Genomic DNA, 26,632 nt, shown 5'->3' on the forward strand with positions numbered 1-26,632 from the left:
ACGCATGAAATGCCGTTCAAAATTGACACTGATTGCTGCTAGCTTTTTGCTAGCAGCTTCAGCTCAGGCTCTTGAAGCCAAATTAAATCAGGACGATTTACCTCTACTCGCTCCTGAGGTTCAACACGAAACTGCTAGTAAACGTGTTACTTCTCGATTTACTCGTTCCCACTATAAACACTTCAATCTCAACGATGATTTCTCCCAAGCTATCTTTAATCGTTATTTAGAGATGCTGGATTATAACCGTAATATCTTCACTCAAGCTGATATTGACTCTTTCGCTACTTCATCTAAACAAATTGATGACCAACTGAAAGCCGGTAATAACCAAATTGCATTCGATGTTTATAATTTGTCCATGCAGAAGCGTTTTGAACGTTTCCAATATGCGCTGTCTTTACTAGATACTGAGATTAAGTTTGATACTGATGAAAGTATTGAGCTCAATCGTAGCGAAGCGGAATGGCCAAAAGATATCGCTGAAGTGAATGAGCTTTGGAGGAAGCGTGTTAAATACGACGCGTTGAATCTAAAACTTACAGGTAAAGAGTGGCCAGAGATTCAAGAAGTTTTGGAAAAGCGTTACAACAATGCGATGAAGCGTATTACGCAATCGCACAACGAAGATGCTTTCCAGATCTACATGAACGCATTCGCGCGAGAAGTTGACCCTCATACCAGTTACCTTTCTCCAAGAAATGCAGAGCAATTCCAGTCTGAGATGAATCTATCTCTAGAAGGCATTGGTGCTGTACTTCAAATGACAGACGACTACACCGTTATCCGATCTCTCGTTACTGGTGGCCCTGCGTCAAACAGCAAGCAATTGAGTGATGGTGACCGTATTGTTGGTGTTGGTCAAGATGGCGAAGATATTGTTGATGTTATCGGCTGGCGTTTAGACGATGTAGTGCAATTAATTAAAGGACCGAAAGGGACTAAAGTTAAGCTACAGATCTTGCCAGATGGTAAAGATGCAAAAGGTCACGTTGTCACAATTGTACGCGATAAGATTCGCTTAGAAGACCGCGCTGTTAAATCAGAAGTTATCGAGAAAGATGGCAAGAAGATTGGCGTACTAGAAGTACCAAGCTTCTATGTTGGCCTTTCTAAAGATACTGATAAACTGATCACCGAACTTAAAGAGCAAGGTGTCGAAGGTATCATTGTTGATCTGCGAAACAACGGTGGTGGTGCACTAACGGAAGCAACCGAACTCTCTGGTTTGTTTATCAAAGAGGGGCCCGTTGTTCAAGTTCGTGATAGCTACGGTCGTGTAAAAGTGAACAGTGATACTGATGGCGAAATTAGTTACCAAGGTCCATTAACGGTATTGGTGAATCGCTACAGTGCTTCAGCATCTGAAATCTTTGCAGCAGCGATGCAAGATTATGGTCGTGCAATCATCCTTGGTGAAAACTCTTTCGGTAAAGGAACGGTGCAACAACACCGCTCTTTGAATCATATTTATGATTTGTTCGATAAAGAGTTAGGCTACGTTCAATACACCATCCAGAAATTCTACCGAATCAATGGCGGAAGTACGCAAAACAAAGGTGTAGTGCCTGATATTGCTTACCCAACGGCAATTGATCCAGCAGATACTGGTGAAAGTGTTGAAGATAATGCTCTGCCTTGGGATAGCATAGATAAAGCTAACTATTCAGTGTTACAGCGTAACGATGAGCAAGTTGCTGCTTTAACCGCTCAACACCAAGCTCGTATTGCGACAGACATGGAGTTTGGCTTTATCGCGCAAGATATTGAAAAATATAAGGCTGATAAAGATGATAACGACCTTTCTTTGAACGAAAAAGTACGTCAACAAGAGAGTGATGATGGGGATGTGCTTCGTCTAGAGCGTATCAATCAACGTCAAAAAGCGGCTAAGTTAGAGGTATTTAAAACGTTGGATGATATCCCTAAAGACTACGAAGCCCCGGATGCTTATCTTGATGAATCTGTTGCTATCATGCTGGATATGATCAAGAAATAGAGCAAATACCTGTTAAAAGGTGATTGTTTAAAGATGCACAATTTAAAAAGCGAGCCTAGGCTCGCTTTTTTTTGTGTCTATGATTTGACAGGAATACCTGATTGTAACCGTTGAGACTGTCGTAAAGAACACTCAATGTTCAGGGTTATTTAGCTCTGTTTTGTGTCGAATAATGACATTTAAGTTACTTTGCACTTAAAATTTAGTGACTTGGATCAAATTTTTTCGCTTTCTATTCATTACCTGCCTAAGCTTAAAGAAAACGAGGGGGCGCGTATGAAATGGATTCTACTATTTTTATCTTGTTTAAGTTTTGTTGCTTTTGGGAGTGAGGTCGCTTCAAGCGATCAGCAATCAAAAAGTGACAGCAATCTATCTCATTTTGACCTTCCTTTACTGCTTGGTGATTGGTATTTGATGAACCCAGATCCTGAACAAGGTACTGAAAATTTTAGAGCGATAAAGCTAACCCTTGATTCAAATTATTCATTCTCCATTGATATTCAAAAGAAAGACTACAGTGTCGACCATTGGGAAGGCTTGTATAATGCCAATGAAGATACCATTATTTTGGGTTTAAACACCTCTGAACCTCAAGTTTACGCCTATAGCAGTAACCATAATATGTTGAACCTCAACGGTGTCATGTTTACCAAAGCCTTACCGAATGCACTGGCAGGTATTTGGTCGAGTGCTGAGCTTTCAGGTAGCGACCTGCGCGCGAGTAACATTCAAAAAATGGATTTAGTGCTTCAACCTGACTTTGTATTTATGTTCAGAGTGTCCGATGAAGTGGGGAGTGAGGTTGTTCGTCGTGGGGTGTATTACACCGAAGGCGATCAATTGGTGCTTCTGTATGAAAATGGCGAGCACGGCACTCGTTACACATTAAACAGCGACGTCTTGACGCTTCAAGGTGAAGAAGGCGACATGTTTGCAGTACTCAATCGTATTCGATAATGCGGGTTGGATGCGCAAAGTCAGGTTTGTTGATAATATGGCTCACAGTTCATTTATTAGCCGTTCCTTTCTTATTTGGTTGATAAAATAGCAAAACATGGAGGCGTTTTACTACAATGCCTCCTTTTTTCAATATTCCCCTTGTGTTCTTGGCCCTCAACCTTTAGATATATACAGTTAAAATACAATTACGTATAACGATCAAAAGGAACCCGTCATGGCATATACACCTCAAGCCAAGTATCGTAAAGATTATCAATCACCATCTCACACTATTTCTCAAATCGATCTTACTTTCGATTTGTACGATTCAGCGTCCATCATTACGGCGGTGTCTAGTGTTAAGCAAGAGAAAGATAGTTCGACCTTAGTACTTGATGGTGAAGGTTTGACGTTGGTTTCTGTTTTAGTTGAGGGTCAAGAGTGGACGCAATTCGAGCAATCTGAAACTCAACTGACACTGAGCGGACTACCGAAAGATTTCACACTCACGATCGTGACGGAAGTAAATCCTGAAGGGAATAGTGCACTTGAAGGTTTGTATAAGTCGGGTGGCGCATTCTGTACTCAGTGTGAAGCTGAAGGTTTCCGCCGCATTACTTACTATATGGACCGCCCTGATGTATTGGCAAAATTCACCACAACGGTAATCGCAGACAAAGCTGAAAATCCATTCTTACTTAGTAATGGTAACCGTATAGATGAAGGTGATGCTGAAAATGGTCGTCACTGGGTGAAATGGCAAGACCCACATCCAAAACCTGCTTACTTGTTTGCTCTTGTTGCCGGTGACTTTGATGTACTTCGTGACGCTTACACCACACAATCAGGCCGCAAAGTTGACCTGGAAATCTTTGTCGACAAAGGCAATCTAGACCGCGCAAACCACGCGATGGTTTCTTTGATTAACTCAATGAAGTGGGACGAAGAGCGTTTCAATCTTGAGTATGACTTAGACATCTACATGATCGTAGCTGTTGATTTCTTCAACATGGGCGCGATGGAAAACAAAGGTCTGAACGTATTTAACTCTAAGTTTGTTTTAGCGAACGACCAAACAGCAACCGACACCGACTACCTAGGCATCGAAGCGGTAATCGGTCATGAATATTTCCATAACTGGACGGGGAACCGAGTGACATGTCGCGATTGGTTCCAGTTAAGCTTGAAAGAAGGTTTAACCGTATTCCGTGACCAAGAATTCTCATCTGATCTTGGTTCTCGCGCAGTAAACCGAATCAACAATGTTCGTATTATTCGCGGGCCACAATTCGCTGAAGATGCGAGCCCAATGTCTCACCCAATTCGTCCTGAAAAAGTGATAGAAATGAACAACTTCTACACGTTGACAGTATACGAAAAGGGCAGTGAAGTGATCCGAATGATCCACACATTGTTGGGTGAGGAAGGTTTCCAAAAAGGCATGAAGCTGTACTTTGAACGTCACGATGGTACCGCTGCAACTTGCGAAGATTTCGTTGCTGCAATGGAAGATGCGTCGGGCGTTGACCTGTCTCAGTTCCGTTTATGGTACAGCCAATCTGGTACGCCGACGCTTTCTGTTGAAAGTCACTACGACGCAGACAAAAAAGAGTACACGTTAACAACTCGCCAAGTAACGGCTCCAACTCATGAGCAAACGGATAAGCAAGCTCTGCATATTCCTCTAGACATCGAGCTATACACCGCGTCGGGTGAAGTGATTGGGTTACAATGTAACGGTCAGCCAGTTCACAATGTATTAGATGTGAAAGAAGCGGAACAAACGTTTGTGTTTGAAAACGTTTCAGAGCAACCGATCCCATCGCTACTTCGTGAATTCTCTGCGCCAGTGAAATTGGAATACGATTACTCAGATGAAGAGCTGATCTTCCTGATGGTGAATGCTCGCAATGAGTTCTCTCGTTGGGATGCGGGTCAAATGCTGCTAGCGAAATACATCCGTAGCAACGTAGATAACGTTCAACAAGGTCAAAAGTTTGAACTTTCTGCTTCTGTTGTTGATGCATTCCGCGGGGTACTGCTTAGTGATTCACTAGAACCTGCGTTTATTGCAGAAATGCTTTCTCTACCGAGCCATAACGAAGTGTCGGGTTGGTATGAGCGCGTTGATATTGATGCGGTCGCATCTGTTCTTAACTCAATGAAAGTAACACTAGCTGCAGAACTTGAAGACGAGTTAGCGGCGGTTTATCACAGCCATGCACTAACAGAATACACGATCGATCACGATTCGATTGGTAAGCGTACTCTACGTAAAGTCTGTCTAAGTTACTTAGCGCATACTGAAAAGGGTAATGACTTGGTTGTTGCTATGTACCAACAAGCAAACAACATGACAGATACAATGGCAGCGATGGGCGCGGCGAACAGTGCGCAACTACCATGTCGTGAAACCTTGATGGCGGATTACAGCGACAAGTGGAAACATGATGGTCTTGTCATGGATAAGTGGTTTGCATTGCAAGGTTCAAACCCAAGCTCTAATGCACTTGAAGTGATTAAAGCGTCGATGTCGCACCAAGCGTTCAGCTTGAAGAACCCGAACCGTACTCGTAACTTGGTTGGTTCGTTCTTAAACATGAACCCGGTTCAATTCCACGCCAAGTCAGGACAAGGTTACGCGTTTGCTGGCGAGATCCTACGTGAACTGAACAGCAGCAACCCGCAAGTGGCTTCACGTTTGATTGACCCGCTACTTAAGTTCCGTAAGTACGATGATGAACGCCAAGCTCTAATCAAAAAAGAACTTGAGACGCTGAAGAACATGGACAACCTTGCAAAAGACTTATTCGAGAAAGTGGCAAAAGCACTAGAGGCTTAAGTCAGCCGCTTATTCAGGAAACTGTTCGATCATAAGCGGTTGGCTAATAAACAGTTTACTAGTAACGAAAAGTCATCAGTGGTAGAGAATATCTGCCACTGATTTTTTGTTTCTGGTTTATCGAATTTTCGATAAGCTAGAGCAGTTTCAAGTTAAGTTTCACTTTCAGACATCGTTAAGTGCCAAAAATCACCGGCACTGTATATATATACAGGTATCGTATGAATCGCTATATTTTCCAACTTAACATCTCATATCAGCAGTTTTTGGCTAGCTACTCGGGTGCCGCAAGTAAAGTTCAAGTGATAACAACAACAGGGTTACGCTTACAGCTACCTGCAACTCGCTTCAGACCATTTCTTACACAAATAGGGGTTAGAGGACAGTTTAGGTTAACAACTGACCAAAAAAATAAGTTTATTAAGTTGGAAGCTCTGTAAAGCTTGGCGTGCCTAGTGAGTTAAAGGGAATCTTAATCACATAATCAAACATTTCACCTCTTACCACCTCTAAAACAATTAACTATTTATCAATAATGCTTTTACAATAAATGAATGCATTACCTTTGCTTAACTCGTTAGTAGAACTGGCCTTGAAGGCTTGATTCAAACGCAAGCTTAAGTAAGCCCCCTAATAATAAAATAAAATTCTAATTGTGGAGTGTGACTATGACCGCACGTGAAACTGTGGTTCCAGTTTTACTTGAAAAAGTGTACAAACTGATTCAAGACAAACTTGACCTTGCTCATCGACCTCTCGTAACTCAACTTGCTCAACACTTGTTTAGTAACGTTTCTCACGACGATCTAACTCAGAGAAACGAATCCGATTTATACGGTGCTGTAGTTAGCTTATGGCATCACATCAATGAAAAGAAAGCTGACCAAATCTCTGTTCGTGTTTTTAACCCGACAGTAAGTCGTCAAGGTTGGCAATCTACTCACACTATCGTAGAGATAGTCGTACCAGATAGCCCATTCCTTGTAGACTCTGTAAAAATGGCGCTGACTCGCCTAGACCTTTCTTCTCACCTTATGCTTCACAATCCAACACAAATCTCTCGCTCTGATAAGGGCAGTGTTGTCGGCGTGAGCAATAACGAAGGTGCATTCCAATCGCTTTTCCATATCGAAGTAGACCGTCTTAGCAGCAAAGCTGAAATGACAGCGCTCAAAACGGAACTACTGGATATCTTTACCGATACTGGTTTAGTCGTGAACGATTGGCTGAAGATGGTTGAAAAACTTGAGGAAGTAACGAATCAAGTTGAAAAGCAAAAAGAAAGTATTCCTGTAGACGGCCAACGTTTTGATGAGACGTTGGCGTTTCTTCGTTGGTTAGGCGAGCACAACTTTACGTTTATGGGCTACAAGGAATATGACCTTGTTTCTGTAAATGGCGACACAGAACTACAACCGACCAAGGAGCAAGGCCTTGGTTTGTTTGCGAATTCAGATCGTGTGCGTAACGTTAAGCTGTCTGAGTTTTCTGACTCGGCACGCTTAGAAGCGAAAAAACCGTATGTATTGATCGTAACCAAGGGCAACACGGCTTCACGCATTCACCGCCCAGCTTACAATGATTACATTGGTATTAAGAAGTTCGATAAGAACGGTAAGGTCATTGGTGAACACCGCTTTACTGGTCTTTACACCTCTGCCGTTTATAACCAAACCGTTGAAACGATCCCTCTTGTTCGCGAGAAAGTAGAGCGCATCTTAGACGCGAGTGGTTACCGTGAAGGTTCATACTCTTACAAAGCTCTGCACAACATTCTAGAAAACTACCCGCGAGATGAACTGCTTCAAGCTCGTGAAGAAGAATTGCTAGAAGTCGGTACTGGCGTAGTTCAAATGCAAGATCGCGATCTTCTGCGTTTGTTTGTTCGCAAAGACCCGTTTGGCCGTTTCTTTAGCTGCATGGTTTACGTTACTAAAGATCGTTACAACACCGAACTTCGTCGTCAAACCCAACGCATCTTGAAGCAGTATTTCGGTTGCGAAGAAGAGGTCGAATTCACGACATACTTCTCTGAAAGCCCACTGGCAAGAACGCACTATATTGTTCGTGTTGATAACAACAACATGGATGTGGACGTGAAAACAATTGAGCAAAATTTAATGGAAGTATCGTCTACATGGGATGACCGCCTGTCTGAATCAATCGTTGCTAACTTCGGTGAGAGCAAAGGTCTTCCGTTATCGAAAGAGTACATGCGTGCATTCCCACGTTCGTACAAAGAAGACATGATGCCTGGTTCTGCGGTTGCAGATATCGAACGTCTAGAAGCTCTGAGTGAAGACAACAAACTTGGCATGCTTTTCTACCGCCCTCAAGAAGAAGCGGCAGACTCTAAAGCTGTTCGTTTGAAGTTGTTCTACCACAGTGATGAGCCGATTCACCTGTCTGATGTTATGCCAATGCTTGAAAACTTTGGCCTGCGCGTTATTGGTGAATCACCTTATGAAGTACGCAAGACCAATGGGGTGACTTATTGGATCCTTGATTTCTCGATGCTGCATAAGAGTGACAAGACGATTGATCTTCGTGAAGCGCGCGATCTATTCCAACAAGCCTTTGCTGCGATTTGGGAAGGAGAATTAGACAGCGATGGTTTTAACCGCTTGGTATTGGGTGCTGCTCTTTCTGGCCGTGAAATCTCAATCTTACGTGCGTATGCGCGTTACATGCGCCAAGTGGGTTTCCCATTTAGCCAACAATACATTGAAGACACATTGTCTCATTACCCAGATCTAGCGAAAGGGTTAGTGAGCTTATTCGGCAAGCGTTTTGATCCTAAATTAAAGGGTAGCGCGAAAGGCCAACAAGATCTTATTAAGAAGATCACTGAACAGTTGGATCATGTAGAAAGCTTGGATGATGATCGTATCATTCGTCGTTACATGGAAATGATCACAGCAACGCTTCGTACTAACTACTACCAGTTAGACGACAACAAACAGTCTAAACCTTGGTTGGCTCTGAAAATGAGACCAAGCGAGATCCCAGATATCCCAGCACCGGTTCCTGCGTTTGAGATTTTCGTTTACGCACCAGACATTGAAGGTGTGCATCTACGTGGCGGTAAAGTCGCTCGTGGTGGTTTACGTTGGTCAGACCGTCAAGAGGATTTCCGTACTGAGATTCTAGGCCTAGTTAAAGCACAGCAAGTTAAGAACACAGTAATTGTACCGGTTGGTGCAAAAGGTGGTTTCGTTTGTAAGCGTCAACACACTATGTCTGGCCGAGACGAGATCTTCGCTGAAGGTCAACGTTGTTACAAGCGCTTCATCCGTGCACTACTAGACGTATCAGACAACATCATTGAAGGTGAGGTTATTCCACCTAAGAGCGTTGTTCGTCACGATGAAGATGATCCGTATTTGGTTGTTGCCGCCGATAAAGGTACCGCAACGTTCTCAGATCTAGCAAACTCAGTATCTGCTGAATACAATTTCTGGTTAGGTGATGCATTTGCCTCTGGTGGCTCTAACGGTTATGACCATAAAGCCATGGGTATCACGGCGAAAGGTGGCTGGGAATCTGTTAAACGTCACTTCCGTGAAATGGGCATCAACTGCCAAACAACGGACTTCACCGCTATCGGTGTCGGTGATATGGCGGGCGATGTGTTTGGTAACGGTATGCTGTTGTCTAAGCATATTCGTATGCAAGCTGCGTTTAACCACATGCATATCTTCATCGATCCGAATCCAGAATCAGCATCAAGCTGGGTAGAGCGTGAGCGCTTGTTTAATCTTCCTCGCTCAAGCTGGGAAGATTACAACAAAGACCTGATTTCTCAAGGTGGTGGCATCTTCTCACGTCGAGCGAAGTCTATCTCTTTGACGCCTGAAATTCAGAAAATGCTGGGTACTAAGAAAGCATCAATGGCACCAAATGACTTGATCAAAGCGATCTTGTCTATGCAGGTTGATCTTCTTTGGAATGGCGGTATCGGTACTTACGTTAAGTCTTCAAACGAGACTCATACAGATGTTGGTGACCGTGCAAATGACGTGCTTCGTATCGATGGCCGTGACCTGAAAGCTAAGGTTGTTGGTGAAGGCGGTAACTTGGGTATGACTCAACTGGGTCGTATTGAATACGCGCTGACGGGTGGCCGCGTTAATACTGACTTCGTTGATAACGTTGGTGGTGTTGACTGTTCGGATAATGAAGTAAACATTAAGATCTTCTTGAATGGTTTGGTGTCTAATGGTGATCTAACCGTTAAGCAACGTAACCAAGTGCTTGAATCTATGGAAGATGAAGTGGGCGAAATCGTACTAGACGACGCATATTGCCAAGCTGAGTCTATTTCGGTTACGGAGCATCAAGGTGTTGGCTTAGTAAAAGAGCAAATCCGCTTTATTCATACAATGGAAAAAGCAGGGTACTTGGATCGTGGTTTGGAATACATCCCAGATGACGAAACACTGCTTGAGCGTGAAAAGCAGGGCCAAGGCCTAACAAGACCTGAGCTTTCTGTACTTGTCGCTTACGGTAAAATGGTGCTTAAAGAAGATCTTGTTAGTGATGATATCGCTAATGATGAATTCCATGCTCAACAGCTTATGCAGTACTTCCCAACGGCGTTACGTCGTAACTACTCTCAGCACATGGACAATCATCCACTACGTTCTGAAATCATTGCGACGGCACTGGCTAACCAAATGGTTAACGAGATGGGTTGTAACTTCGTTACTCGTCTGCAAGAAGAGACGGGCGCAAATATTGTTGATATTGCCAATGCTTACGCGGCAACACGTGAAATCTACGGTCTTGGCAAAGTTCTGAAGAGCATCCGTGAACTGGACAATGTTTCAAGTTCTGAAGCTCAATATGAATTGATCTACCATGTTCGTCGCACACTTCGTCGTTTGGCTCGTTGGTTGCTAAGAAACCGTACCGGAAAACAGTCAGTGAAAGCATTGATTGAACTTTACCAAGGCGATGTTCTTACTATCACAGAGAAACTGGATGAAAACCTAGTGGCTTCTGAAGTAGAAGAGCATAACGCAATGGCACAGTTATGGATTGACCAAGGCGTAAACGCTGAGTTGGCTAATTCAGTTGCGCGTTTGTCTAGCTTGTACTCAGCACTGGATATATCCACAGTAGCTCGTGAGACGGGTAAAACAGTACAACAAGCGTCTAAGCTTTACTTCAATCTTGGTGACCGCTTGTCTCTGCACTGGTTCTTGAAGCAAATCAATGGTCAAGCAGTAGACAACAATTGGCAAGCCCTGGCACGTGCAGCATTCAGAGAAGATCTGGATTGGCAGCAACGTCAGCTAACTGGCCAAGTGCTTAACTGCGGTTGTGCTTCAGACATCGATGTGATTAAAGCGCTTGATGATTGGATGGAAAGTAACTCTGTTTCTCTACATCGTTGGGAAAGTATCCTCAATGAATTCAAAGTAGGTTCGGTTCATGAGTTTGCCAAGTTCTCAGTAGCACTGCGTGAATTGATGTTATTGAATCTAAACTGCATGTCGACAGATTAGTGATTAGATAAAACGAAAGACATAAGGGCAGGCCATAAGGTTTGCCTTTTTCGTTTCTATAAAGTGGCATCAATAGGTCTAACGATTTTTGACGGACCCACTTCTTTTGACGGACCCACTTCGTGGACACCTTGCTTGTTGTTAAAAGAGTGGGTGGCTGTAATATGGTAGAGACTAGAAATGAGTAAACTGACTGCAGAAACGATAACGTTTGCTTAATAAAGAACCTCATTCGCTAACAAACTCGATTATCTTACCCTTACAGACAGTAATAGATTGAATAGTTGAGTAAATAAGTAAATAATATCGCCCCGTTTACACGGGGCTTTTTTCTATCGGAGGCACAATGCTCTACCGTCTAGCCAGAACTGGCTTTTTCCAACTTGATGCCGAAAAGGCACATGATCTTGCAATTCAAAATTTCAAACGCTTCACAGGCACTCCTATTGATCTTTTGTATCGCCAACAATTACCTAATCGACCTGTAGAATGCATGGGTCTTACTTTTAAAAACCCAGTTGGCCTAGCGGCTGGCCTAGATAAAAACGGCGAATGTATTGATGCATTTGGCGCAATGGGTTTTGGTTTCGTTGAAGTAGGAACGGTAACTCCTCGTCCACAAGCCGGTAATGACAAACCACGTCTATTCCGTCTTGTTGAAGCTGAAGGTATCATCAACCGCATGGGGTTCAATAACTTAGGCGTCGACAACCTTATTGAGAACGTTAAGAAGTCGAACTACGACGGCATCTTAGGTATCAACATCGGTAAGAACAAAGACACACCAATTGAAAAGGGCGCTGAAGATTACTTGATCTGTATGGAGAAGGTATATCAATACGCTGGTTACATTGCTGTGAACATCTCTTCACCAAATACTCCAGGACTTCGTTCTCTACAATACGGCGAAGCTCTAGACGATCTATTGTCTGAACTTAAAACGAAACAATCTGAACTAGAAGAGAAGCATGGTAAATATGTGCCTCTTGCTCTTAAGATTGCTCCGGATCTAAGTGATGACGAAATTAGCCAAATTTGTGAATCATTGATCAAAAATAAGATCGATGGTGTGATCGCAACAAACACAACATTGGATCGTTCAATCGTTGAAGGCATGAAACATTGCGATGAAGCGGGTGGCCTAAGTGGACGTCCAGTTCAATCTCGCAGTACTGAAGTGGTTCGTAAACTTCACGAAGAGTTGGGTGACCAATTACCGATCATCGGGGTAGGTGGCGTTGACTCTTACGTCGCTGCGAAAGAGAAAATGATGGCAGGCGCGAAGCTTGTACAAGTTTACTCTGGTTTCATCTACAAAGGCCCAGGTCTTGTAGGCGACATCGTTAAAAATTTATAGTCCCCGAAAACCAGATCTTTTATAAACCCAGAGCTTTTATAAACAGAGTTATCAAAAAGATTTGGTTATTTTAGGAAAGCTATAATTTGGCATCGTCTTACTAAAAGAGACACTGTAACTCACTGAGTTGTAGACAGAAGCGATAAGAAAGAGGAATTCATTTCCTCTTTTTTTTTGCCTATTGCTCAGTAGAATTACTGTAATTGAAGGTAATTTTGCGTTTTACCTAATGGAATGGTTCAACAGTGTGAGACGAAATGATGCTTAAACCTAGCGATACATGGAGTTGGTATTACGATGAGCAGCAATGTTCATTAATGCTAAACCTCGGAGAGGATATGATTTTCAAAACGAATCTGGTCCGCAATAAGCTGGTGGACTGCGCGTTTAGAGATAATGAATTCACCGTTGATGACGCATCTTCATACCAAACCTTCAAAGAACAAATTTCTGGCTTAGAACTGTCTGAGCCTCGCCAAGCTGAACTCGCACTATATTGTGTGGCAGCAAAGCGCTTCCACAAGCCTGTACAGCCTAAAAGCTGGTTCTTCGATTCACAAGGCGCTGGCCACGAATCTCCTCAAGAAGGGGATATCGTACAAATGAATAACGAGCATAGCCTAGGTTACTTCATTGTATTAGAAGTGGGAGAGTGTGCGAGCCTATGTGCATTTGTCGACTTAGAAGAGTTTCTGCTCACACCTTCAAAAGGGTTAAGCTTTGGAGACTCGATTAAAGTGATGCACGATAGGATGGTAGACGCGAACTCTATTCTTCATTTTCACCATACACATATTGCAATGGTCGGTTAATTCCCCAGTTTAGTTCATCATTTCTAACACACATTGCAACGCATAAACCTATCAAACCTTCCTTAGAATCGGCTCAATAGCCGATTTTTTTGTGCCTAAAAAACCTCATCCAGATAAATACATCACCGCTTAACTATTTAATTAGTGAACTTGTGACTGTTTTTTCATCTTAATTTCTGCCTATTTTCATCGGCAGAAGTGTAAATTACCTCCCTTTATTCCCTGTTTTTGTGCTTTTGTAGCTAACTTTCAGTCTTAAATTGACTCTGGTATATACCAATTTTAAGGCGAATATAAATTCACACCGCCGCATTGGCCGATGTTTGGTCATAAATTGTGCTGATTTGATAAGTCTTATGTTCTAAGGGGATGTGGGTAAGCGATCGCTTCATGACTGTGTGTTTGCTAGCCAGTTAGTCGAAAGATTCAATGAAAAGACAAGTTTAGTGTGATGCTCTAATAACAAATTCAGGTATAATCGAGCTAATTTTTATCAATAAAAGAACACTATGAATCAATATCTAGCGGTTACCTCAAACGGCCTTGAGAATTTATTAGTTGAAGAACTAACCCAACTAGGGATTACAAATGCAAAACCTGTTCAAGCAGGTGTTAAATTCAAAGCGACCAATGAGCAAATTTATCGTTGTTGTTTATGGAGTCGTTTGGCTTCTAGATTTGTACGTGTCCTTTCTGAATTCACTTGTATGGACGACATGGATTTGTACCTATCAACCACTGCGGTTAACTGGGTAAATCAATTCCATAGCTCTAAGCGTTTTGTTGTTGACTTTAACGGTACAAACAACGAAATCCGTAATAGCCAATACGGTGCGATGAAAGTAAAAGATGCCGTTGTTGATAGCTTTGAGAAAAAGTCTTTACCTCGTCCGTCTATCAGCAAAGAAAATCCAGATATTCGTATTCACGTTCGTCTACATCGTGATAAAGCGATTCTTGGTGTTGATATGGTAGGTAGCGGTCTTCACCAACGTGGTTATCGTCCAGAATCAGGCCGCGCACCATTGCGTGAAACCCTTGCTGCAGCGATTCTTCTTCGTAGTGGCTGGGATGCGACTAAGCCTTTCCTAGACCCAATGTGTGGTTCAGGTACGTTAGTGATTGAAGCGGCAATGATGGCTGCGAACATGGCTCCAGGTGTTAAACGCCAGAAGTGGTGTTTTGAATCACTAGAAGATTTTGAACCAGAACTGTGGGCTGAAGTGAAAGCTGAAGCGAACGTTCAAGGTCGTCGTGGCGTTAAGAAAGTAGAATGTAAGTTCTATGGCTACGACAATGACGAGCGCATGATCAAAACAGCGCGTGACAATGCTCGTCGTGCTGGTGTTGAAGAGCTGATTGAATTCGAAGTAGGCGATGCTGCAAAGCTTAAGCGTCCTACAGAGTTTACTGATGGTGTGATTGTTTCAAACCCACCTTATGGTGAGCGTCTTGGCACAGAGCCGGGTTTGATTGCACTTTACACGGCATTCGGTGCACAACTTAAAGCGGAATTTGGCGGTTGTAACGCGTCTATCTTCTCTAGTTCTGACGAACTGCTTAGCTGCTTACGTATGCGTGCAGACAAACAGTTCAAATTGAACAATGGTGCGTTACCGTGTCACCAAAAGAACTACTCAATTTCAGACCGTCCGATGTCAGAGCGTCCAACGGGTGAACAAGAGCAACTTATTGCTCCAGACTTCGCAAACCGTCTTAAAAAGAACATCGGTAAAATTGGCAAGTGGGCTAAGAAAGAGCAATTAGATTGTTACCGTATCTACGATGCGGACTTACCAGAATACAATGTAGCGATTGACGTATACCCAGGTCACCTAGTGATTCAAGAATACGCAGCACCTAAAGATGTACCGGAAGAGAAAGCAAAACGTCGCTTAACCGATATCATCCGTGCTTCTATTCAAGTCACTGGCGTTGAAGCAAACAACGTGGTTCTTAAGGTTCGCCAGAAGCAGAAAGGCCGATCTCAATATCAAAAAATGGCTCAAGACTCCTCTAACCTAGAAGTGAACGAATACGGCGTTAAGCTGATTGTTAATCTTCATGACTACTTAGATACGGGCTTGTTCTTAGATCATAAGATCACTCGTCGTCGTATCGGCGAAATGGCTGCAGGTAAAGATTTCCTTAACTTATTTGCTTACACAGGCAGTGCATCTGTTCATGCTGCTGTGGGTGGCGCACGCTCTACAACAACCGTTGACATGTCTAATACCTACCTTGAGTGGGCAAAGCAGAACATGGAGCTTAATGGCCGTGTTGGTCGTCAACATCAGTTTGTTCAAGCCGACTGCTTACAGTGGTTGGTTAAAGAGCAGGGTTCTTATGACCTGATCTTCATTGATCCTCCAACGTTCTCAAACTCTAAGCGTATGGATCAATCTTTTGATGTTCAGCGTGATCACATTCAATTGATGGAAAACCTAAAGCGTCTTCTTCGTGAAGAAGGCACAATTGTGTTCTCTAACAACAAGCGTCACTTCAAAATGGATGTAGAAGGCCTAGAAGAGTTAGGTCTCAAAGCTCAGAACATCTCAGCTAAAACGCTTCCATTGGACTTCTCTCGTAACAAGCACATTCATAACTGCTGGTTGATTACACATAAGTAATTAAGAGATTGTATAAGGATATAGCGTGCTGACTCTCTACAGTACAGAAGGGTGCCATCTATGTGAGATGGCATTCAAACTCACGGAACAGTTAAACATTAGCCATCACGTCAACGTTGTCGACATTGCATTTGATGATGAGCTCTTTTCCCGTTACGGGGTCACTATTCCGGTGCTCAAATTTGAAAGCTCTGACTTTTCTCAAAGCTCAGAGCTTAACTGGCCATTTGGCTTGTTAGAACTTAATGATTGGTTAAAAAAGAATGGCATTACTTACAATTCATAACGGGCAATTAGCGTTTGGCGATCACCCGTTATTAGATCGTGCGGACTTTGCACTGCAAGAAAACGAACGTGTGTGTTTAGTAGGGCGCAATGGCGCAGGTAAGTCTACGTTGATGAAAATCCTGTCAGGGAACATCATCATGGACGACGGTAAGATGCAAATCACACAAGATGTGGTTGTATCTCGCCTTGAGCAAGATCCACCGCGTAACGAAGAAGGCACCGTTTATGATTACGTTGCTGGTGGCCTAGCGGAAATCGGCGAACAGTTGAAGATCTATCATGATCTTTTGGATCTCATTGGTACTGACCCTAGCGAAAAGAACTTAAATCGTCTTACTCGTGTGCAAGAGCAGTTGGATCATGCCAACGCATGGCGTTTCGAAGATCGCGTAAGTAACGTAATGGCGGCGCTTAAACTCACTGCTGAAACAAAACTGACGGATTTGTCTGGTGGTTGGCAACGTAAAGCGGCGCTTGCTCGTGCGCTTGTATGTGACCCAGACGTGCTTCTACTCGACGAACCGACTAACCACCTAGATGTTGCGACAATCGAATGGTTAGAAGGCTTCCTGAAAGATTTCCGTGGTTCAATCATCTTTATCTCCCATGACCGTGCTTTCATCAAATCGATGGCAACTCGCATTGTTGATCTTGATCGCGGCAAGCTGAGCTCGTTCCCTGGCGATTACGAAAACTACTTGCTAGAGAAAGAAGAAGCGTTACGTGTCGAAGAGATGCAGAACGCTGAATTCGATAAAAAGCTTGCTCAAGAAGAAGTGTGGATTCGTCAGGGCATTAAAGCTCGTCGAACGCGTAACGAAGGCCGTGTACGTGCACTTAAGAAGTTGCGTGAAGAGCGCATCAATCGTCGTGAAGTGCAGGGTAAAGCGGTTATTCAGATCGATGATGGTCAACGTTCAGGCAAGATTGTATTCGAAGCAGAGAATCTTAACTTTGGCTTTGAAGGCAAAGAGATTGTTAAAGATTTCAGCTTCAATATTATGCGTGGTGATCGTATTGCTCTGATCGGCCCTAATGGCTGTGGTAAGAGTACCGTACTTAAACTGCTTCTTGATCAGCTGAAGCCTGATTCTGGCCGTCTGCATTGTGGTACTAAACTTGAAGTGGCTTACTTCGACCAATACCGCGAAATCCTAGACCCTGAGAAGTCAGTAATTGACAATCTAGCGGATGGTAAGCAAGAAGTGACAGTAGGCGGCCGTGAGCGCCATGCACTGAGCTACCTACAAGATTTTTTGTTCTCTCCTAAACGTGCTCGCACTCCGGTGAAAGCACTGTCTGGTGGTGAGAAAAACCGTCTGTTATTAGCTCGTATTTTCCTTAAGTCGAATAACTTATTGATTCTCGATGAGCCAACCAACGATCTAGATATCGAAACTTTGGAACTTTTAGAAGATTTGCTTGCCAACTATCAGGGTACGCTTCTTTTAGTGAGCCACGATCGACAGTTTGTTGATAACACGGTTATGACAAGTTGGATTTTTGAAGGCAACGGCGTTGTTGAAGAATTTGTTGGTGGTTACCACGATGCTCAGCAACAAAGAAAGCAGGCTATAGAGTACCGACAGGTTGAAAAGCCATCAAAGCCAGAGAAAGTAGTTGAGGAAACTCCCAAAACTGCGCCAGTTAAGGCTAAAGCTAAGAAGTTATCGTATAAGCTACAACGAGAACTAGAAGCGCTACCTTTGCGTTTGGAAGAATTGGAAACTCAAATTGAAACTCTTCAGGAAGAAGTCAACGATCCTAGCTTCTTTTCAAAATCTGTAGAGCAGACACAACCAGTATTAGATAAGCTATCTGCAGCAGAGCAGGAGCTTGAAGTTGCTTTTGAGCGCTGGGAAGAGCTCGAGGCACTACAACAGGAAAGTTAAGAAGTAATCATGACTTGTAATAAATTTAAATTAACAACAGTTGCAGCCTTAGTTTTGGCTGCAACTAACGCGAATGCTGCACTGTACAAGGTAGTTGAAGTCGCGACTCCTAGCTCAATTGTCGGAGCTTCTGAAACGTTTGGTGTCGCGATTCAACCAGCGGCGGTTACCGGAACTGAAAGTTGTTTTACCACCGGTACTATTGGTGGTGTCGCTTGTGATAGCTTTAAGCTAGCAGGTGAAACACGTAATTCACTTGAAGCTATTAGTTACCGTGAAGAAGTTCCTTTTGCTATGGATGCTGTCTTCCAATATTTACAAGAGTTCGATGACTTCAAAAACTATTGTAACCGTGAACTAAGATATTCCACATGTGAAAGCTGGGCGAAAACTCGCTGGGAAGATACTTGGTTTAAGGAAAGAAACAACCTGAGTTATGTAAATGCAAAGGCATTTATAGAAGGCGGGGCAATACTCGATACTCGCAATACAGTGATCAACTCCCTTTATGTGAACGACGCATCAGAAGTTAAGCCTTTAGGTATCAAATCAGAAGGTAGCATTCGTAATAACGCAATCTTTACAACGTCACCAAATGGGCCTGCAGGATCTTCTGAGACTCGAGCATGGAAAGCCATCACAGCGAGTAATGGTACTGTTTACAATGTAGGTAGTGTTTCTACGAGTGAAACCATTACGGAGACGTCAACGCCGGATCCTGTATTTAGTTCAAAAGCTGCTATTTGGGATGGTACGAATACCAAGCAAATCGATTGGACTCGTGGTGGAACTGCTAGACAAGGCGATTACTATGCTCAAGGTAGCATGCGTTCAATTGCCGAATCGGATACTAAGTTTTATGGCGTAGGCTACAATACTGTTGATGGTAGTGGTGATCTGCAAGATATGAATGCATCTGTATTCATCAGTAAATCTCTGGACTTAGCTGACAGCGCGAATACTTGGACGACCAAATCAATTGAGGGGGCTAAGGTCAACTCTAACTCGTCTAATGATTACAAATACAGTAACTCTGTAGCGACCGATATCAACAAAAACTTGTTTGTTATTGGTAACTCTAAGCGTAATGGTCGAGTGCCTGAAAATGGTAGCGCAGGCAGCAAGATGTTTGTTGTTACTGATGCTTCAGTTGCGACTCCAACAGCGACATACCTAACGGGTGGTATCTTCTTTGCTGGTTCGAGTGGTGAAGCTAGAGCAGTTAACAACTTCAATGAAATTGTTGGTCAAGTTGACGCAGAAACAACGCGTGAAGTTGATGGAAGTGAGCGTAGACACCGCGGCTTTATTTATCCATATCAAGCAACGGGTACTGACCCATCAAGAATTGATCTGTTTCAGAACAAAGCTTGGTGGCTAGACGATCTAACTAATGATGGCAACGTTTCTGGAGAGAACAACAAGTTCCGAATCATTGATGCTTCAGGCATCAACGATGCGGGTGTTATCTCTGCAACAGCTATAAAATGTATGATCGATACAAATGGAGACGGTAGAGGTAACGATGAACGAGCCTACGATACAACGTCTCACAACTCATACTGTGCTGGTGCTGCGTCTAATGCAGTAGAAGAGGTTGTTGCGGTTAAATTGATTCCTATCGAAGGTAAAGGTAAGAGTGATATCCAAGCTCGTAGTACTGATACAGCAAAGGTCGATCGTAAAGGCGGTAGCTTAGGTTGGTTCGCTTTGACTGTACTCGGCTTATTAGGGTTCCGTAGAAAATTTAAATAATTTCATCTCTTGAGCCCGAGTTCACAATTCTGAATTCGGGCTTTTTTTCGCCTTGAGAAAAGTGAAAAACTGGTCGATTCTTAAAGTTGGAGTCACAAAAACTCCGCAAAGTTGTAATCATTGTATGTTAGTAAATAGAACACCCGTATGAGGACTGCACTATGAAGAGACAAAAGCGTGATCGACTAGAACGAGCACAATCTCAAGGCTACAAAGCTGGTATAAACGGTAGGTCACAAGAAGCTTGCCCATATAGCCAAATGGATTCTCGGTCTTATTGGTTAGGTGGTTGGCGTGACGCCAAAGGTGATAAGCAATCAGGTCTCTATAAATAGATAGGGCGGAACATATTCAAAGATCAAGGCTCCATTGTTGTACAGCAGTGGAGCCTTGTTAGTTTCTGATTGGGACGATAATACCAATCGTAGTAAATAACTTTTCACTCTAGCTTGCTAAAAAGCTCGATAACTTCGTTAGAATGTTTGATTGTAGAATAATGGCGCAGAGAGCTAAAACCTTAAGCTGATACTTATAGCGGAATACACAGTTGCTGGTGGACTAATACAGTACAGTTTCGGGATAAGAAAGTTTGTTTAATCAGTACACTATAGTGCACTATAACTAAATGTATTGGAGTGAAAATAAAGCAGCCAATGGCTGCTTTATTAAAATCTAACTGCGTTACTCTAATTAAATGATTAGGTTAGAATGCTGACGTATCTTGGAAAAGGCCAACTTTCAAATCTTTAGCAACATAAATCTCTTTGCCATCAACAAGTACGCGACCATCTGCAAGGCCCATAACTAGGCGACGGTTAACAACACGCTTCATGTGGATTTCGTAAGTCACTTTTTTCGCAGTAGGTAGGATTTGACCAGTGAATTTCACTTCGCCTACACCTAAAGCACGGCCTTTACCTTTGCCGCCAACCCAACCAAGGTAGAAGCCAACAAGTTGCCACATTGCATCAAGTCCTAGACAACCAGGCATTACTGGGTCACCAGGGAAGTGACAGTCGAAGAACCATAGGTCAGGAGTAATATCCAGTTCAGCAAGAATCAAACCTTTACCGAAATCACCTTCAGTCTCAGACATTTTAGTGATGCGATCCATCATCAACATGTTCGGTGCTGGTAGTTGAGGACCTTCAGGCCATAGTTCGCCTTGGCTTGATGCTAGAAGATCTTCGCGAGTGTAAGAATCACGTTTGTTTTGCATTATCAATTACTCCAATTTTTGATAGGTGCATATTAGTGAACAGGTGTACGCTAAACAAGTCCGATCAGTACTAGACAAACCAGTTTTTAATGCGTCCAACAATTCCAATAGGGTGCTCATGTCTTTCAAAGTTTTCAATACGTTCCGCAATTTTGCTCAGAACGCTTTCTTGTTCATCATCTCTAAATGGTTTGTTCATAATAAGAGGAATAGCTTCATCTACATTAGAGACAGACCAAATATGGAATTCTTTGTTTTTGATGCTTTCAATTAGGTCTGGCTTCAGAGCTAGATGTCGTAAGTTAGATCTTGGAAGGATCACACCTTGTTCGCCAGTTAACCCGTTGTGTTTACACACATGATAGAAGCCTTCGATTTTCTCGTTTAGCCCACCAACTGCTTGTACACGACCGAATTGGTCGACAGCACCGGTTACCGCTATTTGTTGATTGATAGGGTATTCCGACAAAGCACTTACCAAAGAGCAAAGCTCAGCAAGAGAAGCACTGTCGCCATCAACTTCGCAGTATGATTGCTCAAACACAACAGAAGCAGCATAGGGCAACGGATCTTCAAGGTTTAATGCGCTGCTTACAAATGCTTGCATGATCATCATGCCTTTGGCGTGAAGGTTACCACCGAGTTCCGCTTTGCGTTCAACGTCGGCAATATCACCATCACCAAAGTGGATAACACATGAAATTCGGGCTGGTTCGCCATACGATACAGGGTGTCCTGGTACATCGATAACCGTCAGACCATTAACTTGTCCAACTTGTTCACCCTCGGTTTCGATAATAACTTGGCCATCTCGAATATCATCAAGAGCACGTTCAGGTAAGTACGATTCGCGGTTGTATTTGTGTTGTTGTGCTTGCTGAATATGGTGACCATCAATCTCACCATGGTCGGCTTCAATCAAAGCTTCGTTCAATAACGCATTGTGCCAAATCGGGCATAACGGTATATAGCTTTGGTCTTCAGTTTCTCTCGCACCAGCAGTAAGAATGCCTGTCACCGCCTGTTGCGTGATGTTTGGCAATTCATAACGTTGTTGGAGCCATTTAAGGTAACCAAGATATTGCGTCAACGTCTCTTCTGTTAGCTTTATGTCTTGTTCAATTTCACTGAATAGGCAGAAACCAGTTTGAATATCACTGTCTAGATAATCAAGATCGCCGAGTTGAGCTCGGTCTCCAACCACAATCAACTTAATATTGTAGGTAAGCGGTAAAGATGGAGATTGGTTTAAGTGTTCTGGGTTGCTACTGATGGGCTCTACGGCCTCACCAAGAAGTGCTGACTTAAGCAGTAACCAGCTTCCCGGGTTTGCTAGAATCAAGTTGGCTGAAACAATCAGATAACCATTGTTCGCTCTAGCCAGTAAGCCAGGCTTTGTCGCAACGACTTGGCCGTCTTTTGATTGAACTTGGTCAAACAAAGAGACAGCATTTAAAGACTCAGTTTTTATTACTGGTAACGTGTGATCATCTAGAGCAGTAACTAAAGATTCAACAATCATTTGACGATAGATCGAATTGTCCGGAGCGTTGACAAGTAAAACACGCGAAAGGTTGGACAAGCGGACAAAGCGGGTTAACGCATCGTTGAATCTATGTTGAATGTCTGAAAATGGGAAAGGCGAGATGTCAGGGAATTGCTCTAATTGAGCGCTATATTCGTCGTACTGAGGCGTAACATGTCGCCAATCTACTAGAGTCATTTAAGTTTCTGATTATGATAATGAGGTAGGGAGTATATAGAAAAACCGATCTCGCTTGTAGCTCTATGTTGTAGTTACTAATCACTAAGCTAATATAAGTATGATCTTGGTCTATTCTTTCAAGACAACAATTGTTAAATAGCCTATTTTGGGTTACGCTGTCACTAGGATTAACTCTCGAGATTAGACATGAAATATCAGCAACTTGAAAACTTGGAATGTGGTTGGAAATGGAACTATCTGGTCAAAAAATGGAAAGAAGGCGAGTCGATCACCTGCCATATTGATTCAAGTGAAGCTGACGTTGCTGTACAAGCCTTATTGAAGCTTGAACACCAACCAACAGGTGTTCTTGAGTGGATATCTGACAACATGTCTCCTGAGCTCGATAACAAGCTCAAGCAAGCGATTCGAGCTAAGCGAAAGCGTCACTTTAATGCTGAACAAGTTCACACTAAGAAAAAATCAATCGACCTTGATTATCGTGTATGGGAAAAGCTATCCCAGCGTGCGAACGAGCTAGGTTGTACGCTATCAGATGCTATTGAGTATTTGGTGAGCGAAGCATCTCGTAGTGAACAGGCCAGCAAGACAGTAACCAATCTTAAAGAAGATTTAAGCAAGCTCCTTTCTGACGATAAATAATCATCAACAGTAGTGGTGACATTATGATGTATGTAATCTTAATCGGTGCAGCGTTGGTTTTTTGGTTAGTCGCGGTTGATAGGCCGGTATTGAAAATCAAATTTAACGATGGGGCGATCGAACAAGTTAAAGGTCATCTTCCACCCAGCTTTAAGCACAACCTTCAAGAGATTGGCCACAACAACACTTTTAAAGGTGAATTAAAAGTGTACGCAAAGCGTTCTGGTTATAATCTCAAGTTCACAAAGGATGTACCTAAGAACGTGCAACAACGTATTCGTAATGTATTCCCGCATAACGGCTTCAAATCTAAAGGCTCAAAGAAGGCGTAATGGTCAAGAATTACGTCTTATCTTGTCAATCTTCATACTAAGTTAGTTCTTCGCTTGCCTTAACCATCGTCATACTGTTCTCAGTTCCAATAAAGGAGAACAGTATGAGATATCTAATCCTTTTGTTGTTTTTTTCATCCCCAGTCGTATTTCCCGATGATGCATTGGTTAATCCGGTAGCCAAAAAAATCAAAGCCACGGTCATGAAAGGACTAAAAAAGAGCAATGTTGAAATCGATGGTTATTGTGACCTGATGATTGAAATGAAGCACTCCAAAGGTTACACAAAAATCAAGAGAGTGAGAACGTCCGGCGATAGTAAAGCTTGTAGACAGGCGAAACAGCACTTACCAACCAAGAAAAAGTTCAAATATAGTTTTCCAGAAAAGTACATCCGACTTCATATCACAAACTGACCATTATAATGCACTATAACTAAACAATGTTAATTTGATTGACTAAAACGTCAATGAATACGAGTGAATTACGGTGATCTGAGTTAGATGCCAGTTTGTTGCACTGTCACTTGATATAACAATATGTCTCGTAGGGCGTTCATTTTACTGATATCTATTTAACCGAAGGTGGCAAATGTACACGAATCTTGTTTAGCGACAGCGTGTTTAACTGGGATGCCGAGGTGTTGGCAAGTCATTAGTACCTTTAGTTTTCTATCGGCAGGAGCGTGTTCTGAGAGAATCACAGAGCTTATACACTCTTTATTCAGATACAGCTTGTTGCCAATAATCTCTTCATTGGGCAGTACCCAGCGATATTCTTTTTCGTAACGCCAGTTTGAATGTTTGATTCCAAGTACGCTCGCGGCTAATTTCGATGCTTTTAAGTCAACTAGCGAAGGAGAACTAAGCATGCTTGGGTTGTCAGCATACTGAACTTCAAAGCAATTGAGATCTGCCTCACCGTGATAACAGTTAAGATCATACTCAATACACATACCTTTAAAGTTATCACCATACTGAGACCAAAGTATGGGATGGTCATTCGATTGAGAGAAGCACATAACCTTGAAGTCGTTCTGAAGTTCTTTGTTGAACAGGTGATGAGATTCAAAAGGGTTATTAAAGGTCTTAGCGGAATCAAACCACAACGAACACTCGGATATCGATTGTATGTTTCTATCGTGAAGAGATCTGAACTTATAAAGTTTAGGCAACATATCAAACACCTGGTTTACAACATTGTCTGATGTTAACACTATAATTCATAATGTAAGCGTGAATGCATAGTGTTTGCTTGCTTAGTCACCAAGTTTAATCATATAACTGATTGATAGATCAAAATTTAAACACGAAATAGCAGCCTGTTTGAGTGATATATCTTGTGCTAGAGCATTAGGTAAGCGCAGTGTTAGTTAGCCTGATTGAAAATAAGGTACAACGTAACTTTTATTTTGACTAAATTCAGCATCGAGTGTTCGTAAGGAGAATTTAGTAAAGGGAGTTTTCTAGATCACGAATACGGTGTTATGGGGTTTAGTTCATTCAATTGGTTTGGAGTGTAAAAAGTGAAATCAGATAGCTCCTTATCACTTGATAACTTAGATAAGTATCAATCGATTAAGCTTTCAAAGGGTTCTAAACTAATTACACATGAACATCGGTAGTGTCTTTCTAAGAGATTAATGCCAGAGGGACTGGCCTTCAAAGTGTGAAGGGTCATGAGGTAATTTACGTAAAGTGATTTCATCTTTTAAATATAACTTGGCGAAATTCTTGCGTTTAGTTCCTGTTGCGGGTAGTTCTCCCAACACGTTTACAATCCTACTAACTTCTTGTGAATCAAAACTATAGCCTTGTTCAAGAAGCACTTCTAATACAGGGTAGAGCTTTTTATATACTCGACTTGCATCCGCTTTTGAATCTAAACGTGCTTTGATCTTCATTAGTATAGAATCTAATAATGGCGCCTTTAGAAACTGGCCAAGTACATTGGTTTCATGCACTATCACATTCGCTATATAGCTATTGATTGCTAGCTTAATCGAAAAAATAACGTAGTACTCTCTAGTAAGCGCTTGGCTTCTGAGCATTACCATTGGGTAAATATTCTCTAAGATGGTGATGCAAACAAAACTCGCACCTATCAAGGTACGATACTTGGAATTAATCACGTCCACATTCGTGAATCTTAAGAACAGAGCTACGATGACAATATAACTGATAAGCGATGAAATGAAGGATATGACTTGTTCACTAATGGTTGCGACCATCCCGTAAGCGTTAACGAAAGCCGACCCAATTGTTAATAGTGCAAATAAGATCATCGCTTGCTTTTGATAATTGGTTGTTTGCAAAGTAACGGCTCCGTTTTAATTTAGGCGCGGAGTATAGATTAAACTTACGACCATTTTTATATCATTGATTTAAAATGGTTATTTTGACTACTCAATTAGTTATATTGATTGCTTTAATGGGGAGTAAGGCCGTGCATTTGGCGCTTCTCAGTCAAGCTCTGTACGACTTATGCTAATCGGATTTAATACAGGTCTTTGTCCGTTTGAATTTCTCTAGCATCGATAACAGGTTGATCGAGTTCTGGTGTGTTTTGTTTTTTCATGGAATAGGGTGTTTTTATACAGCTTGTAAACAAGTGACGGCTTTACCAAGGGTGAAGCACCTTCAAACCAGAATAGAAGCCTGTTTGAGTGATTTATCTTGCAACAGCG

19 protein-coding genes are annotated in these 26,632 nt (G+C 42.4%); 15 read left to right on the top strand and 4 right to left on the bottom strand.

Annotation, left to right across the window (positions count from 1 at the left end):
- Positions 1 to 4: 4 nt before the first annotated feature.
- The 12 genes from prc (at position 5) to rmf (ending at position 20,362) form a co-directional block, all read left to right on the top strand.
- Positions 5 to 1,999: a carboxy terminal-processing peptidase gene (gene prc, locus ACED25_RS08420; RefSeq protein WP_371695076.1), complete on the top strand. Its 1,995-nt coding sequence runs from the start codon at positions 5 to 7 to the stop codon at positions 1,997 to 1,999.
- A gap of 276 nt (positions 2,000 to 2,275) precedes the next feature.
- Positions 2,276 to 2,959, top strand: coding sequence for a hypothetical protein (locus ACED25_RS08425; RefSeq protein WP_009846656.1), 684 nt, complete (start codon positions 2,276 to 2,278; stop codon positions 2,957 to 2,959).
- A gap of 217 nt (positions 2,960 to 3,176) precedes the next feature.
- On the top strand, positions 3,177 to 5,783 hold the full coding sequence (gene pepN / locus ACED25_RS08430) for an aminopeptidase N (protein ID WP_371695077.1): 2,607 nt from the start codon (positions 3,177 to 3,179) through the stop codon (positions 5,781 to 5,783).
- Positions 5,784 to 6,004: 221 nt separating this feature from the next.
- A complete protein-coding gene (locus tag ACED25_RS08435; RefSeq protein ID WP_004733645.1) occupies positions 6,005 to 6,223 on the top strand; it encodes a DUF2835 domain-containing protein in 219 nt (72 codons plus the stop codon).
- A gap of 228 nt (positions 6,224 to 6,451) precedes the next feature.
- Positions 6,452 to 11,293, top strand: a complete 4,842-nt coding sequence (locus tag ACED25_RS08440; protein WP_012603883.1) for an NAD-glutamate dehydrogenase — start codon at positions 6,452 to 6,454, stop codon at positions 11,291 to 11,293.
- Positions 11,294 to 11,639: 346 nt separating this feature from the next.
- On the top strand, positions 11,640 to 12,650 hold the full coding sequence (pyrD, locus tag ACED25_RS08445; protein WP_017099304.1) for a quinone-dependent dihydroorotate dehydrogenase: 1,011 nt from the start codon (positions 11,640 to 11,642) through the stop codon (positions 12,648 to 12,650).
- Positions 12,651 to 12,907: 257 nt separating this feature from the next.
- Positions 12,908 to 13,462 carry a cell division protein ZapC gene (locus tag ACED25_RS08450; RefSeq protein ID WP_017099303.1) on the top strand — a complete coding sequence of 185 codons (555 nt, stop codon included), beginning with the start codon at positions 12,908 to 12,910 and terminating at the stop codon, positions 13,460 to 13,462.
- A 509-nt stretch (positions 13,463 to 13,971) separates the two neighbouring features.
- Positions 13,972 to 16,092: a bifunctional 23S rRNA (guanine(2069)-N(7))-methyltransferase RlmK/23S rRNA (guanine(2445)-N(2))-methyltransferase RlmL gene (rlmKL, locus tag ACED25_RS08455; protein ID WP_017103925.1), complete on the top strand. Its 2,121-nt coding sequence runs from the start codon at positions 13,972 to 13,974 to the stop codon at positions 16,090 to 16,092.
- A 25-nt stretch (positions 16,093 to 16,117) separates the two neighbouring features.
- A complete protein-coding gene (locus ACED25_RS08460) occupies positions 16,118 to 16,378 on the top strand; it encodes a glutaredoxin family protein (protein WP_012603885.1) in 261 nt (86 codons plus the stop codon).
- Positions 16,356 to 18,272 (top strand): ABC transporter ATP-binding protein, encoded by a 1,917-nt coding sequence (locus ACED25_RS08465; RefSeq protein WP_009846664.1) that lies wholly within the window; start codon positions 16,356 to 16,358, stop codon positions 18,270 to 18,272. The genes ACED25_RS08460 and ACED25_RS08465 overlap by 23 nt, the downstream gene beginning before the upstream one ends.
- Positions 18,273 to 18,281: 9 nt before the next feature.
- Positions 18,282 to 20,027 carry a DUF3466 family protein gene (locus ACED25_RS08470; RefSeq protein ID WP_017103924.1) on the top strand — a complete coding sequence of 582 codons (1,746 nt, stop codon included), beginning with the start codon at positions 18,282 to 18,284 and terminating at the stop codon, positions 20,025 to 20,027.
- Positions 20,028 to 20,188: 161 nt separating this feature from the next.
- On the top strand, positions 20,189 to 20,362 hold the full coding sequence (gene rmf, locus ACED25_RS08475; RefSeq protein WP_009846667.1) for a ribosome modulation factor: 174 nt from the start codon (positions 20,189 to 20,191) through the stop codon (positions 20,360 to 20,362).
- A 368-nt stretch (positions 20,363 to 20,730) separates the two neighbouring features.
- Here the strand turns inward: rmf and fabA are convergent, their stop codons facing one another.
- Together fabA and ACED25_RS08485 are read right to left on the bottom strand one after the other, a co-directional pair.
- Complete coding sequence (fabA, locus tag ACED25_RS08480) at positions 20,731 to 21,246, bottom strand: bifunctional 3-hydroxydecanoyl-ACP dehydratase/trans-2-decenoyl-ACP isomerase (RefSeq protein WP_010440782.1); 516 nt, start codon at positions 21,244 to 21,246, stop codon at positions 20,731 to 20,733.
- A gap of 70 nt (positions 21,247 to 21,316) precedes the next feature.
- The gene (locus tag ACED25_RS08485; RefSeq protein ID WP_017099300.1) at positions 21,317 to 22,969 is read right to left on the bottom strand and encodes a Lon protease family protein; all 1,653 of its coding nucleotides are present in this window, start codon (positions 22,967 to 22,969) and stop codon (positions 21,317 to 21,319) included.
- 189 nt (positions 22,970 to 23,158) lie between these two features.
- Here ACED25_RS08485 and matP point away from each other — a divergent pair, with 189 nt between their 5' ends.
- The 3 genes from matP to ACED25_RS08500 all read left to right on the top strand — a co-directional run bounded on the left by matP (position 23,159) and on the right by ACED25_RS08500 (position 24,362).
- Positions 23,159 to 23,614, top strand: coding sequence for a macrodomain Ter protein MatP (gene matP, locus ACED25_RS08490; protein WP_009846670.1), 456 nt, complete (start codon positions 23,159 to 23,161; stop codon positions 23,612 to 23,614).
- Between the two features lie 23 nt (positions 23,615 to 23,637).
- Complete coding sequence (locus ACED25_RS08495; protein WP_012603889.1) at positions 23,638 to 23,946, top strand: DUF3634 family protein; 309 nt, start codon at positions 23,638 to 23,640, stop codon at positions 23,944 to 23,946.
- A 104-nt stretch (positions 23,947 to 24,050) separates the two neighbouring features.
- Positions 24,051 to 24,362 carry a hypothetical protein gene (locus ACED25_RS08500; RefSeq protein ID WP_017101103.1) on the top strand — a complete coding sequence of 104 codons (312 nt, stop codon included), beginning with the start codon at positions 24,051 to 24,053 and terminating at the stop codon, positions 24,360 to 24,362.
- A 158-nt stretch (positions 24,363 to 24,520) separates the two neighbouring features.
- Here ACED25_RS08500 and ACED25_RS08505 read toward each other — a convergent pair whose 3' ends face one another.
- Both ACED25_RS08505 and ACED25_RS08510 read right to left on the bottom strand, forming a co-directional pair.
- Entirely contained in the window at positions 24,521 to 25,123 is a 603-nt protein-coding gene (locus ACED25_RS08505; protein ID WP_029223106.1) for a DUF2971 domain-containing protein, read from the bottom strand.
- A gap of 462 nt (positions 25,124 to 25,585) precedes the next feature.
- The gene (locus tag ACED25_RS08510) at positions 25,586 to 26,260 is read right to left on the bottom strand and encodes a hypothetical protein (RefSeq protein WP_371695078.1); all 675 of its coding nucleotides are present in this window, start codon (positions 26,258 to 26,260) and stop codon (positions 25,586 to 25,588) included.
- Positions 26,261 to 26,632: the final 372 nt, after the last annotated feature.

The organism is Vibrio sp. 1F263 (genome assembly GCF_041439035.1).
Taxonomy (GTDB): Bacteria; Pseudomonadota; Gammaproteobacteria; order Enterobacterales; family Vibrionaceae; genus Vibrio; species Vibrio tasmaniensis_A.

Bases quoted from the DNA above. Each gene is read 5' to 3' on its own strand.
- ACED25_RS08435 (WP_004733645.1), top strand. From the start codon at position 6,005: ATGAATCGCTATATTTTCCAACTTAACATCTCATATCAGCAGTTTTTG.
- ACED25_RS08500 (WP_017101103.1), top strand. From the start codon at position 24,051: ATGAGATATCTAATCCTTTTGTTGTTTTTTTCATCCCCAGTCGTATTT.
- ACED25_RS08440 (WP_012603883.1), top strand. From the start codon at position 6,452: ATGACCGCACGTGAAACTGTGGTTCCAGTTTTACTTGAAAAAGTGTAC.
- matP (WP_009846670.1), top strand. From the start codon at position 23,159: ATGAAATATCAGCAACTTGAAAACTTGGAATGTGGTTGGAAATGGAAC.
- ACED25_RS08495 (WP_012603889.1), top strand. From the start codon at position 23,638: ATGATGTATGTAATCTTAATCGGTGCAGCGTTGGTTTTTTGGTTAGTC.
- pyrD (WP_017099304.1), top strand. From the start codon at position 11,640: ATGCTCTACCGTCTAGCCAGAACTGGCTTTTTCCAACTTGATGCCGAA.
- ACED25_RS08470 (WP_017103924.1), top strand. From the start codon at position 18,282: ATGACTTGTAATAAATTTAAATTAACAACAGTTGCAGCCTTAGTTTTG.
- ACED25_RS08425 (WP_009846656.1), top strand. From the start codon at position 2,276: ATGAAATGGATTCTACTATTTTTATCTTGTTTAAGTTTTGTTGCTTTT.
- prc (WP_371695076.1), top strand. From the start codon at position 5: ATGAAATGCCGTTCAAAATTGACACTGATTGCTGCTAGCTTTTTGCTA.
- rmf (WP_009846667.1), top strand. From the start codon at position 20,189: ATGAAGAGACAAAAGCGTGATCGACTAGAACGAGCACAATCTCAAGGC.
- fabA (WP_010440782.1), bottom strand. From the start codon at position 21,246: ATGCAAAACAAACGTGATTCTTACACTCGCGAAGATCTTCTAGCATCA.
- ACED25_RS08505 (WP_029223106.1), bottom strand. From the start codon at position 25,123: ATGTTGCCTAAACTTTATAAGTTCAGATCTCTTCACGATAGAAACATA.
- rlmKL (WP_017103925.1), top strand. From the start codon at position 13,972: ATGAATCAATATCTAGCGGTTACCTCAAACGGCCTTGAGAATTTATTA.
- ACED25_RS08465 (WP_009846664.1), top strand. From the start codon at position 16,356: ATGGCATTACTTACAATTCATAACGGGCAATTAGCGTTTGGCGATCAC.
- ACED25_RS08450 (WP_017099303.1), top strand. From the start codon at position 12,908: ATGATGCTTAAACCTAGCGATACATGGAGTTGGTATTACGATGAGCAG.
- pepN (WP_371695077.1), top strand. From the start codon at position 3,177: ATGGCATATACACCTCAAGCCAAGTATCGTAAAGATTATCAATCACCA.
- ACED25_RS08485 (WP_017099300.1), bottom strand. From the start codon at position 22,969: ATGACTCTAGTAGATTGGCGACATGTTACGCCTCAGTACGACGAATAT.